The organism is Chthoniobacterales bacterium, from assembly GCA_018883245.1.
Lineage (GTDB): Bacteria > Verrucomicrobiota > Verrucomicrobiia > Chthoniobacterales > JACTMZ01 > JACTMZ01.
Map to the genome: position 1 here is coordinate 24,141 of VEQL01000018.1, position 11,814 is coordinate 35,954.

The 11,814-nt window shown below is 63.3% G+C and carries 14 protein-coding genes; 7 read left to right on the forward strand and 7 right to left on the reverse strand.

The annotated features are described in order from the left end of the window. Positions 1-21: 21 nt before the first annotated feature. From FGM15_07760 to FGM15_07780, 5 genes are read right to left on the reverse strand one after another with little or no spacing between them, the layout of a single operon-like run. Positions 22-687, reverse strand: coding sequence for a hypothetical protein (locus FGM15_07760; GenBank protein MBU3665755.1), 666 nt, complete (start codon positions 685-687; stop codon positions 22-24). Between the two features lie 46 nt (positions 688-733). Next, positions 734-1,693, reverse strand: coding sequence for a hypothetical protein (locus tag FGM15_07765; GenBank protein ID MBU3665756.1), 960 nt, complete (start codon positions 1,691-1,693; stop codon positions 734-736). A 3-nt stretch (positions 1,694-1,696) separates the two neighbouring features. Further along, a complete protein-coding gene (locus FGM15_07770) occupies positions 1,697-2,395 on the reverse strand; it encodes a 1-acyl-sn-glycerol-3-phosphate acyltransferase (protein ID MBU3665757.1) in 699 nt (232 codons plus the stop codon). Between the two features lies 1 nt (position 2,396). Then, entirely contained in the window at positions 2,397-3,185 is a 789-nt protein-coding gene (locus FGM15_07775) for a uracil-DNA glycosylase (protein MBU3665758.1), read from the reverse strand. An 8-nt stretch (positions 3,186-3,193) separates the two neighbouring features. After that, positions 3,194-4,525 carry a CCA tRNA nucleotidyltransferase gene (locus tag FGM15_07780; protein ID MBU3665759.1) on the reverse strand — a complete coding sequence of 444 codons (1,332 nt, stop codon included), beginning with the start codon at positions 4,523-4,525 and terminating at the stop codon, positions 3,194-3,196. 78 nt (positions 4,526-4,603) lie between these two features. Between FGM15_07780 and FGM15_07785 the strand changes: the two genes are divergently transcribed. Beyond that, positions 4,604-5,032 (forward strand): hypothetical protein, encoded by a 429-nt coding sequence (locus FGM15_07785; protein MBU3665760.1) that lies wholly within the window; start codon positions 4,604-4,606, stop codon positions 5,030-5,032. Here FGM15_07785 and FGM15_07790 read toward each other — a convergent pair. Beyond that, positions 5,016-5,741 carry a 5-formyltetrahydrofolate cyclo-ligase gene (locus FGM15_07790; GenBank protein MBU3665761.1) on the reverse strand — a complete coding sequence of 242 codons (726 nt, stop codon included), beginning with the start codon at positions 5,739-5,741 and terminating at the stop codon, positions 5,016-5,018. The two genes, FGM15_07785 and FGM15_07790, sit on opposite strands and share 17 nt — an antisense overlap. On the opposite strand from FGM15_07790, the gene FGM15_07795 reads away from it, so the two are divergent. After that, positions 5,634-6,527, forward strand: coding sequence for an MBL fold metallo-hydrolase (locus FGM15_07795; GenBank protein MBU3665762.1), 894 nt, complete (start codon positions 5,634-5,636; stop codon positions 6,525-6,527). The genes FGM15_07790 and FGM15_07795 overlap by 108 nt on opposite strands. A gap of 5 nt (positions 6,528-6,532) precedes the next feature. On the opposite strand, the gene FGM15_07800 is transcribed toward FGM15_07795, so the two are convergent. Continuing rightward, positions 6,533-7,036: a peptidylprolyl isomerase gene (locus tag FGM15_07800; GenBank protein ID MBU3665763.1), complete on the reverse strand. Its 504-nt coding sequence runs from the start codon at positions 7,034-7,036 to the stop codon at positions 6,533-6,535. 101 nt (positions 7,037-7,137) lie between these two features. On the opposite strand from FGM15_07800, the gene FGM15_07805 reads away from it, so the two are divergent. The 5 genes from FGM15_07805 to FGM15_07825 are packed head-to-tail and all read left to right on the forward strand — an operon-like array spanning position 7,138 to position 11,801. After that, the gene (locus tag FGM15_07805; GenBank protein MBU3665764.1) at positions 7,138-7,896 is read left to right on the forward strand and encodes a DUF2817 domain-containing protein; all 759 of its coding nucleotides are present in this window, start codon (positions 7,138-7,140) and stop codon (positions 7,894-7,896) included. 55 nt (positions 7,897-7,951) lie between these two features. Next, entirely contained in the window at positions 7,952-9,265 is a 1,314-nt protein-coding gene (tig, locus tag FGM15_07810) for a trigger factor (GenBank protein MBU3665765.1), read from the forward strand. Positions 9,266-9,291: 26 nt separating this feature from the next. Beyond that, on the forward strand, positions 9,292-9,942 hold the full coding sequence (locus tag FGM15_07815; GenBank protein ID MBU3665766.1) for an ATP-dependent Clp protease proteolytic subunit: 651 nt from the start codon (positions 9,292-9,294) through the stop codon (positions 9,940-9,942). 28 nt (positions 9,943-9,970) lie between these two features. Next, on the forward strand, positions 9,971-11,224 hold the full coding sequence (clpX, locus tag FGM15_07820) for an ATP-dependent Clp protease ATP-binding subunit ClpX (GenBank protein MBU3665767.1): 1,254 nt from the start codon (positions 9,971-9,973) through the stop codon (positions 11,222-11,224). A gap of 4 nt (positions 11,225-11,228) precedes the next feature. Continuing rightward, positions 11,229-11,801 carry a tRNA (guanine(46)-N(7))-methyltransferase TrmB gene (locus FGM15_07825; protein MBU3665768.1) on the forward strand — a complete coding sequence of 191 codons (573 nt, stop codon included), beginning with the start codon at positions 11,229-11,231 and terminating at the stop codon, positions 11,799-11,801. Positions 11,802-11,814: the final 13 nt, after the last annotated feature.

The following is an 11,814-nucleotide window of genomic DNA, read 5'->3' on the forward strand; positions in this document are numbered from 1 at the left end:
TGTTCAAACCGCTCCCGCAACTCATTGCGATCCTCCCGCGGAATGCGCCGCGCGGGCGGCAAGAAAGTCAGCAAGTTCGCGCTTTCGGTCGAAGTGCAGAGGTGCCCTTTTCTCCGCCAAAAAGCCGAATCCGGGGCCGTAGGCGGTGCCGTTGAGCACCGTCGCATCGGCGCTTCCGCCCGAAATTTGCATCCGTGCGGCATCGATCGCGTCTTCCCGCGTGCCTTCGAGTTCGTATTTCCATCCGACGATCCATGCGTGCGGGAACCATCCGCGCAGTTGCGGAAGAATTTTGGCGGCGGGCTCCAGCACAATTTGGATCCGGGCGAGGCTGCCGGGAATTTTCCGTGCGCCGTCGAGCGTGCCTCCCGGTCCGTGAACGCCGGCGATTTCGTAATCGGAGAGCGCGGCGGCGTGAAAGACGCAGCGCACGTCATTCCCGCGAGTCTCCGAGAGCGTGGCGAGTTGCTGCGCGAGATCGCGGTTCGCCGTGAATTGGTGCAGCAAGGCTCCCGCGGGAACTTCGGTGTGCGTGGCGCCGCGTCCGCGGAACAGCAGCGTTTCGAATCCGTGCTGTGCGAGCGTCGCCGCCAGGATCGCGCCGATTTCGCCGCTGGCGAAATTGGTGATGCGGCGAACCTCGTCGATCGGGACCGAGGCGGGGCCGGTGGTGATGACAGCGAGCATTTGGGGTCGAGGGATGGAAGTCGCGAGGATAAGTGCTGCGGTTCGCCTATGCGATGAGTTCCCGCACGGCGCCGAACACGTCGCGGGCGGCCACGTAGCCGAAATGTCCCTGCGGACTCACAATGACGCGGGAGCCCCGCCAGGCGTCCGCGAGTGCCTCCACGCGATCGGGCGGGGCGATCCGGTCGTAAGCGCCCACACCGAGGATGGTGCGATCGGGCGGGGTGCGGGGTTTGCCGTGCAGCGGCGAACTCAGGTGCGCGTGGCGCCGCGTTATCGCACCATCGATTCCGTTGCGCTTGAGCAAGTGCCGGATGGTCGCGCCGGCGGGGCTTTCCCACATGGCATGCTCCACATCGGCGATCGGCTGGAGCAGCGCGATGAAGGAAATGTCCTGTTCGAGCGATGACAAAAGGGCGCCCGTCCACGCGCCGTAGCTGGTGCCGAAGATGCCGAACTCCGTGCAGCCTTTCGAGCGCATCCAGTCCATAAGTTGTCGCGATTCGCTCACGCCTTGGCGCAGCCCTTCTCCGTTGCGGATGAGGTTCGCCGTCATTGCCAGTTCGCCGTTGAGGTAGCCGCGCGGGCGGCGTCCGTAGTGGAACGGCAGGTGGATGAACGCGGCGTTCCAGCCGAGTTCGTTGAAGCGCGTTGCCAAGCGCCGGTAGCCGGTGTCGTTGACGGACATCAGCGCGTGCAGAATAAGCACCGTGGGTGCGCTCCAACCGTTCTTGCAGAGCTGGATCCATGCGGAAGCGCGATCGTTGTGGTCCAGGCCCAGCGGGTGGGGGCTCTGCCAGACGACATGGCCTTCCGAAGCCTCCACCGGATGGAGTGCCGGTGCGGCGTAGAATTGTTCGCGCGTGAGCGCTGCGCAGCGCTCGATGTAGGTCTCAAGTTCCTCCCGCGTGACGACGTGGTGCCGGTGGCGCCATTGGGCAAGGTTGAGCAGGGCGCACGTTGATGCGTCGGCCGCGCGGGCCCATTGGCGTCGCAACAATTCCATTGCTCAAGCCCGTCCTTTGCGCCTTTGAGGCGTTTGCGGAAGGCACTCGGGCGGGATGCCGGCTTCCCGGACAGTGCGCTCGTAAAGGCCGCGGATTTTTCCGCCCAAGAGGGCTTCGAATGCGGTCCGTGCCGCGGCCTTGTCGCCCTCGCGCGCGGGCGGTGGCAACGGCTCGCCGAAAATCACCCACACACTGGCGCGCCGCAGCGGAAGCCAGCAGCTCGGTGCGTAGAGTGCATCGCTTCCGATTACCGCGCACGGGAGCACGGGCGCCTGCGTCATTTGCGCGAGCGCGGCCACCCCGGGTTTGAGCGGTGCCCCCTCGAGGACCGACTCCGCGCCGGTCCGGAGTCCGCCTTCCGGAAAAACCCCGACCATCCGTCCGCGCTCGAGGCGTGCGATGGCAGTCCGCACCGCCGCATAATCCATTTTTCCGCGGCCGACGGGGAAAGATCCCACCCAGCGCAGCAGCGCGGCCAGCACGGGGTTGCGGAAAAGTTCCTCCATCGCCATCCAGTCCACCGGGCGTCCGGTGCTGATGCCGATGAGCGGGGGGTCGAAATGGCTTATGTGGTTCGGCGCGAGGATGCAGGGTCCGGTTGCAGGCACGTTCGAGCGCCCGAGGACTCGGCGGTGCACGAAGGGCGCCATGAAGACGCGCACGAAAGCGGCGCCGAGGCCGTAGCCGGAGGAGGAAAGCATTTTATTTCGCGGAGAGGAAAAAGTTGCGCTGCTTTTCAGAGACGGGCATTCCGAGCTTTTCCATGACAAGCATCATGTCTTCCCAGACTTTGCGCTTCTCCGCATTGGAGTCGTTGCGGAGGAGGTAGGATGGATGGTAGGTCGGCAGCAGGGGGATGTCGCCGAACGAATACCAGCGGCCGCGCATGGCGCCCATCGATTCATCCGTGCCCACGAGCCCTTGCATGGCTGTCTTGCCGAGGGCTACCAGAATGCGCGGCTGGATCACCGCGATCTGTTCGCGCAGGTAGGGAAGGCAGTTCTGCATTTCCTGCGGGGTCGGCGGACGGTTCCCCGGCGAACCTTTTGGAATGTCGGGGCGGCACTTGAGCACGTTGGCGATATACACATCGTTGCGGGACAAACCCATGGCGCCGATGATCCTCGTGAGAAGTTCGCCGGCGCGTCCGACGAACGGCTCGCCGAGGCGATCTTCGTCGGCGCCCGGGGCCTCGCCCACGAACATGAGGTCCGCTTCGGGATTCCCGGTGCCGAAAACGGTCTGCGTGCGGAAAGACGCGAGGTGCGCGCAAATGCGGCACGCTTTCACCGCTTCGCTGATCGCGGCGAGGCGTGCTACGCGGGGGGGTCCGGATTTCACATCCTGGCTTCCAGAGGTCTGGGGCGCGGGCATTTTTGCCAAGCGGTCCAGCGCTTCGCGCGAAACGCCCGTGTGCCGAGCCCCGAGCAAATCGCGTCGGGTGCGCAGGGATAGCTCGAGGAGGGCAGCGGCTTCGTCGATGGAGGACATTTGCGGGTCTATTTTTTGAAAATTGGGACGGGGTGATTCGCCTTGATCCAAGCAAGGGCTTCTTCCTTGCCGGTCAGTGTGCCTTCGAGTTGTGCGGTTTGCACGGCCTCGAGAACTTGACCGAAATGCGGGCCCGGTTTCCATCCGAGCGCCATGAGGTCGTGGCCCGTGACCAACGGCGGAGGGATCAGGGGTTCGTTGGCGAATTCCACGGACTTCGCCTTGAGAAAATCGTAATTGTCCAACGCTCCGTGGCTGCTTTGGCAATCGACGCGGTGAAGTTCGAGTTCCTCTTCGAATCCCTCGCGCGCCATGAAACGTTTCAATTTTGCCGTGCGCATGTTCTGCACGTCCTTGAACACCATGTGCTGGCGGACTGCCTCGGTCACCCGGTCGATCTCCGCGCGCGAAAAGCGCAGTCTTTCCATCACGCGCTCGGTCATGGACGCGCCGACACGGTCGTGTCCGCTGAAACGGATGCGGTCCTCGTCGGCGTGATAGCGGTAGGTGGGCGGTTTGCCGATGTCGTGGAACAGGACCGACAACGACAGCGAGGCGGGGGCCCCTGGCGGGAGAAGTTCCAGCATCGCCCGCGTGTGGACGAAGACATCGCCTTCCGGGTGGAATTGCGCCGGCTGCTCGCAGCCCTTCAGCGCCTCGATCTCCGGGAGGATTTCGCGCATCAACCCGCTTCGGTCCAGCAGGTCGAAGCCGAGGACGCGGTTGCTGTGGGCAAGGATCTTGACGAGTTCCTCGCGGATCCGCTCGGCGCTGACCGCGTGGATGTCGGCGGCATGGGATTTGAGCGCGTCCCAAGTGCGCGGCTCGATGTCATAGCCGAACCGCGCGGCGAATCTCACGGCGCGGAGCAGGCGGAGTTTGTCTTCGCGAAAGCGCGCCACGGGATCCCCGATGGCACGCAGCGTGCGCGTGTCGAGGTCCGCGCGTCCGCCCACGAAATCGATGAACCGGTCTGCCACCGGGTCGTGGAACATTCCGTTGATGGTGAAATCGCGCCGAGCCGCATCTTCCTCCGGCGTGGAAAACGTGACCATCTCGGGCCGGCGCCCGTCGATGTATTCGTGATCCGAGCGGAACGTGGCGACTTCAAAGGCGCGGCCGTGTTCCATCACCAGGATCACGCCGAAATGCGCTCCGACCGCCTGGGTGTGGGTGAAGACGCGTTGCACTTCAGCGGGTTTGGCCGATGTGGCGATGTCGTAGTCGTGAGGTTCATGCCCGAGCAACTCGTCGCGCACGCATCCGCCGGCGAAATATGCCGTGTGCCCCGCCTGCTGCAGGCGGCGTGCGATGTCGGTCGCGGCGGACTTGAGATCCATGGCCGGAGATTATGCGGTGCCGTGCGGCACGGCAAAATGTCCTTTTGTCGGGCGCGGTCCCGGCGATGCTTCCGGTCCGTGAGCATTGCCGGCATCAGCACCGCCTTCGGGCTGGGATTCGTTTACTTCATCGCTTCGATCCCGGCGGGGATGGCGGCAGGGGCGGGCGCTTGGACGGCTGCCATCGCGGCGTGGTTCGGCTACTCGGCAGGGGGAGCGGTCGTTCTGCTCGCCGGTGCGCCGCTGCGTTCGTGGCTCGTGCGCAAACTGCGCATACCGGCCGAGCGCGACACGTCCAAATTTATCTGGCGTGCCTGGGATCGCTGGGGTCTGGCCGGTCTCGCGATCCTTGCGCCGGTGACAATCGGTCCGCAGGCCACGGCCATCATCGCCCTGGCCGTCGGTGAAAGGTGGCCGCGCATTCTCGCGGCGGTCTCGCTCGGCGTCCTCCCATGGTGCGCACTGTTCGCGTCGCTCGCCGCGTTCGGGATCAGCTGGACGAAGTGAGCACCAGATCGACCTCTTGGTCGTGCGGTTCTGCGGGCAATTCCGGCGAGATTTGGCACGGGAAACAGACGCCGGCGCGCAATACCGTCTTCGGAAGATCTGCCAGCAAGCGGTCATAAAACCCGCGCCCGCGACCGAGGCGCGCGCCATCGGAAGTAAAGGCCAGTCCGGGAACGAAGATTATTTCCATCTCGCGCGTATCGACGGCCGGGCATTGTGCCGGATCGGGTTCCATCACGCCGAAAGCGCCGCGTTTCAGTTGATCCGCGTTTTGCACGGCGTGAAAAACCAGGCGGTCGTCTTCGATGCGCGGCAAGAGAACTTTTTTTGAATCGGTCCATTGCAGGGGCTGCAAATCGGGTTCCCCGGGCAGCGCCGCGTAGGCCGCGATTGTCCGCGCTGCTTGCCAGCGCGGCAACGATGCGATACTCGTCCGAATGCTTTCCGAGGCTGCCGCGCATGCGGCGGGAGTCATCCCTGCGAGTTGTTCGCGCATGATGCGGCGCAGCTCCGCTTTTGTCGGGGAAGGCATGGAGACAAAGTGAGCGCTGACGAGAATCCAGACAAGCCCGTGCAGAAGAAACGCCGCATTTTGCCGCGTCTGCGCCACCGGCCCGAGAATCGCGTGGGTCTGCGCCCCGGAGAAGGTTGGCGCGGGAGAAATTTTTTCTCCGAGGTCGTGTGGCCCAGCTTGTTCCAAAAGCGGCATGGCGAGTCGCGCGCCCCGGTTTTTCCGCGGCTGGATGCGGGCCAAGTCGCGCTCACTTGGATCGGGCATGCTTCGTTTCTTCTGCAGGCGCCCGGGATCAATGTGCTGATCGATCCGAACTGGGCGCGCTGGCTGAAGGTCATCAAGCGCCTGCGTGAACCCGGTCTGGAATTGCATGCGCTGCCGGACATCGATGCGGTCCTCGTCACCCATGCGCATTTCGATCATCTCGACCGCAAAACATTGCGCCGCGTGGCCAGCGAGCAGCCGATCGTCGTGCCGCGCAATGTCGGACGTCTCGTTCAAGGGCTCGGTTTCGACCGCGTGCACGAACTCGATGTGTGGCAAACCGTCCAACTCGGACCGGTCCGCGTCACCATGACGCCCGCGCACCATTGGGGCGCGCGCATGCTGGCCGATACCCACCGGGGATTCGGCGGATTCCTAATCGAGGTCGAAGGGCGATCGATCCTGCATTGCGGCGACAGCGCCTATTTCCCCGGTTTCGCCGAGATCGGCAAACGGCGCCCCGTCGAAATCGCCCTCATGCCGATCGGCGCCTACGATCCGCCCAGCGGGCGCGAAGTCCACATGACGCCCGAGGACGCGCTGCGCGCGTTTGTCGAGTTGGGCGCGCAGACGCTGGTCCCCATGCACTACGGCACGTTCCAGCTCAGCTATGAGCCTCCGTGGGAACCGCCCTCCCGCCTCATCGAGTGCGCGGGCGCACAGGGAATGCTCGACCGTGTCTGCTTCCTTCGCGAGGGCGAGCCGCGGGTTTTCTGATCAGCTCAGCGTTTGTCGAGGATGGCGTTCCATTCCTCGAGACGCTTGGACTGGGCTTTGAAAAGCTCGTCGGTCGGATCGAGGATTTCGATCGATTTGATTTTGTCGCCTTGTGCGACGGCGTTGACCACGTCCTGTCCCTTCGTCACGGAACCGAAAACAGTATGCTTGCCGTCGAGCCACGGGGTGGGGACGTGCGTGATGAAAAACTGGCTGCCGTTGGTGCCCGGGCCGGCGTTGGCCATCGAGAAAATGCCGGGCTTGTCATGCTTCAACTCGGGCGTGCACTCGTCCTCGAAACGGTAGCCGGGGCCGCCGCTGCCGGTGCCGGTCGGATCGCCGCCCTGGATCATGAAATCGGGAATGACGCGGTGGAACTTGAGACCGTTGTAATACCCGCGCTTGGCGAGGTTGAGGAAGTTGGCCACCGTGACGGGCGCCTTCGAGGGATAAAGGACGCCTTCGATGTCGCCCTTGTCGGTTTTGACGATGATGCGGATGTCTTTCATGGACTCTTCACTCTGCGCGCAAGGCGCGAGGATGGCGAGGGCGAAAGCGGCGAAAAGGATGGATGTTTTGCTCATGACAACTTTTCCGATATCCACGTTTGGTGGCAAAGCAAACCGAAAACGCATCGCATCTGCGGGCCCACGACTACGCGTGGCTGGTCAAACGCTGGCGGGCGTTGGCGCGGCGCGAAGGTTGGCGCATGCGGAAATTCGCGCATGCCGACGGCTTTCCAGTTTATGTCGTCGAGTCGCCGCCGAGCCCCGGCCCGCGGCTTTACTTGTCGGCCGGCATTCACGGTGACGAACCCGCGGCAACCGAGGCGCTCGTGGACTGGTGTGCCCGCCGTGCCGCCGCACTGAAAAAATGCGAAGTGCTCATCTTCCCTTGCCTCAATCCGTGGGGCCTCCAGCACAACGACCGCCATGATGCGCGCGGGCGCGACCTCAACCGCGGCTACCATCGCAACGATGTCGCGGTGATCGAGGCGCAGAAGAAAATCCTGCGCGGCCGCGCCTTCGATGCGGCGGTCATGCTGCACGAGGACTTCGACGCACACGGCGTCTACCTCTACGAGATTCCCGGCGCGCGTCCGTTCTGGGGAGAAAAGCTGCTCGCCGCCGCGTCGCGGCATCTGCCTCGTGAACCGCGTCCGCGGGTGGAAGGACGTCGTTGCCGTCGCGGCCTCATCCGCACGCGCGTCACGCCGCGCACCCTTCCCGAGCATCCGGAAGCGTTTTTCCTCCGCTTCGGTCACACCACGCGCAGCCTTACGATCGAAACACCCTCGGAATTTTCGATCACCACCCGCGTCGCCGCCCAAGGGGCTGTCTTGGACGCTGTTTTGAAGTTGCTGGGCTGATTGTATTTGTGCCCCGGAGCACGCAGGGCTATCTTTCCCGCTCTTTTTTCAAATTATGGAAATCTTCGTCGAAAAGCAGCCGCATTGCCTGGCAACCCTCCGCGTGACTGTCCCGTCATCGACGGTCAAAAGTGCCCTCGAGAAATTGGCCGGCGAATACCGCAAGGCCGCCAAGCTTCCGGGGTTTCGTCCGGGCAAAGCGCCGGTCGCCGTCGTGGCCCGCAAATACAAGGAGGCCATCGCAGAGGAGGCGGTGAAGGATCTGCTGCGTTCCGCCGTCGATCGTGCCGCCAAGGAGAACAATCTCACCGTGCTCAACGCCTTCGATCTCAAGCACGGCGAAGTCGGCGAAAAGGATCTCGATCTCACCGTCCAGCTCACCCTCGAGCCGGACTTCACGTTGCCCGACATCGCGCAACTCGACCTCGAGATCATGGAGGATGTGGTCACCGACGAACACGTGCATGGTCATCTCAGCATGCTGCTCGAGCGCATGGCCGAGTTCTCCGATGTCAAAGATCGCGCCGTGCAGATCGGCGACTACGCGGTGCTCGACTTCGATGCGACGGTCGAGGGCAAGCCGCTGGGCGAGGTCTGCCCCGAGGCTCCTTCGACGATGAAGGGCGGCGAGGGGCTTTGGGTGATCATGGATGAGGAAAGCATGTGGCCGGGTTTCTGCGCGGGCATAGCGGGCGCCAGGGAGGGAGAGGAGCGCGCGGTCGAAGTGACAGTCCCGGAGGATTTCGCCGTGGCTTCGCTGCGTGGCAAGAAAATCGCGCACAAGGTGAAGCTCAAGGGTATCAAGGCCAAGAAACTCCCTGAACTCACCGACGAAGTCGCGCAGAAGATCGCAGGTCGCAGTGCGGATGAATTGCGCAAGACCATCCGCGAGCGCCTCGATGCCTCGGCCGCCGAACAGACGGAGCGCAGAAAGCGCACCGCGGCGCTCGAGCACCTCGTCAAGACATGCGAGTTCGAGGTTCCCGCCTCGTTCGTCGTGGGCGAGGCGCGCCGCGTGGTGAAAGAAATCGTCGAGGCCGAGCAGATGCGCGGCCTCAGCGACGAGGATTTGCTGAGCAAGAAGGACGAGATTTTCCAGCACGCCCAGATGGGTGCCCAATTCCGCGTCAAGGCGGACTTCATCCTCACGCGGCTCGCGCGCGAGCACAAGATTGAGGCCACGCGCGACGAGCTTGCGGCGCACATCGCTGGGCTCGCCCAAAGGCTGAATATTCCGATGGACAAGCTGGTGAAGCAGCTCGTCAAACGCGAGGCCCTCGGATCGGTCGGCAACGACGTGGTGCGGGACAAGGCCCTTGATTTCCTCGCCTCCAAAGTTAAGGTCAAAAAAGCCGCGCCTCAGGAGTAATGCTCCCCCGCGCCGGCGCGATGCTTATGAACACTCCCGACTTTTCCGGCAGCGCCGCGGCGCGCAATTCCATCCTCGTCCCCATGGTCGTCGAACAGACCGGCCGCGGGGAGCGCAGCTACGACATCTACTCGCGTCTTCTCAAGGACCGCATCGTTTTCATCGGAACGCCGATCGACGACCACATCGCCAATCTGGTCATCGCCCAGATGCTTTTCCTCCAGATGGAGGATGCGAAAAAGGACATCCACATTTACATCAACTCCCCCGGAGGATCCGTCACCGCCGGGCTGGCCATTTATGACACGATGCAGTTCGTCACCTGCGATGTGAACACCTACTGCATGGGTATGGCCGCAAGCATGGGTGCGGTGCTGCTATGTGCCGGAACCAAGGGCAAGCGCTTCGCTCTCCCGAATTCGGACATCATGATTCACCAGGTCAGCGGCGGCGCCCAAGGCCAAGCCAGCGACGTGGAGCGCCAAGTCGAGTTCATGTTCAAGCTCAAGCGGCGCCTCGAGTCCATCATCGCCCACCACACGGGCAAGACGGTCGATGACGTCCACAAAGACGCCGACCGCGATTACTACATGACCGCGCAGGAGGCCAAAGACTACGGCCTGGTCGATGAGGTCGTGAAATCCCGCAAGGAAATCCCGGGCGCCGTGCCCGCCTGACGCCATGGCCCGGGCCACCAACCTCACCATGTGCTCTTTCTGCGGGAAGAGCCACAGCGAGGTCCGCAAACTCATCGCCGGCCCCGGCGTTTATATCTGCGACAGCTGCGTAAGCCTCTGCAAGGGTATCCTCGACAAGGAACTCAAAGAGGAGTCGAAAAAGAGGGTCAGCACGGTCCGCGTCCCGAAGCCGGCCGAGATCAAAGCGGAACTCGATCACTTTGTCGTAGGACAGGAGCTTGCGAAGAAGACGCTGTCGGTTGCGGTGCACAACCACTACAAGCGCATCGTTCACCACGCGTCCTCACGCGAGATTGCTTTGCCCGGCAGCGAGGATGTCGAACTCGACAAAAGCAACATCCTCCTCGTCGGTCCGACCGGCTCCGGAAAAACGCTGCTGGCCCGCACGCTGGCGCGGATCCTCGACGTGCCGTTTTGCATGGCCGATGCGACCACGCTGACCGAAGCCGGCTATGTCGGCGAGGATGTGGAAAACATCGTCCTGCGCCTTTTGCAGGCCGCCGATTACGACGTGAAACGCGCGGAGATCGGCATCGTTTACATCGACGAAATCGACAAGATCGGTCGCAAGACGGACAACGTCAGCATCACCCGCGACGTGTCCGGCGAAGGAGTGCAGCAGGCGCTCCTCAAGATCCTCGAGGGGACCACGTGCAATGTTCCCCCGCAGGGCGGACGCAAGCATCCGCAGCAGGAATACATCCAAGTCAACACCGACAAGATCCTCTTCATTTGCGGCGGCGCTTTTGTCGGTCTCGAGAAGATCATTCAGCGTCGTCTTGGCAACCGCGTGCTCGGCTTCCATGCGCACGACGAGCGCAAGGGCACGGATCCCGTGGCCGCTTCGTCGGCCACGGTCCACCAAGTCGAACCCGAGGACCTCTTGGGCTTCGGGATGATCCCCGAGTTCATCGGCCGCTTGCCGGTCGTGACCGCGCTCGATCAGCTCACCGAGGACGAACTTGTCACCATCCTTACCGAACCGAAAAACGCCATGGTCAAGCAATACAGCAAGCTCATGGCCATGGAGGGCGTGGATCTCAACATCACCAAGGACGGGCTCCGCGCGCTCGCCGAACGCGCCGTGAGCAAGGGAACCGGCGCGCGCGCCCTGCGTTCCATGATGGAAAAAATCATGCTCGACGTGATGTATGACGTGCCCGGCCGCGAGGACATCGCCGAAGTGACGATCAATCGCGCGGTGGTCGAGGGACGCAAACCGCCGCTCCTGCGACGCAAGCAGGAGAAAGACGCGGCCTGACCCGATGGCTTCGGGGACGATGGACGTCCCTCGGCGGACGGCGGACGCGATCAATCCCCGGAATCTTTTCCTTCGCGATGCGCCATTGGCGCTCGATCTCGGCTGCGGCAACGGTGTGTTTTTGTCGGGACTTGCCGCTTCGCAGTCCGGATGGAATGTCCTCGGCATCGAAAAAAAGGAATACCGCGTGCATCAGGCGCGGCGTCGTTCGGGGGGATCGCCGAATGCCTGCGTCATGCAGGGTGATGTCGTCGATGTCTTGCAACGTCTCCCCGGCGATTCGGTCGCTGCCGCCTACCTGCTTTTCAGCGACCCGTGGCCGAAGCGCCGGCATGCGGTGAGGCGACTTGTGCAGCCGGAGTTTGCCGCCTTGTTGGCGGCGCGCTTGCAGCCCGGCGGCATTTTCTTTTTTGCCTCCGATTCGGGCGAATATGCCGCATGGGCGGAGGAAATTTTCCGCTCGGGCGGTTGGTGCCCGCGCACCTGGGCCGTGCCTCAGGGCTTTCCGCCGACCGAATTCGAGCAACGATTTGTTTCCGCGGGGTTGAATATCTGGAGGTTCCAAGCCACCCGGTGAGTAACGAAGGCAA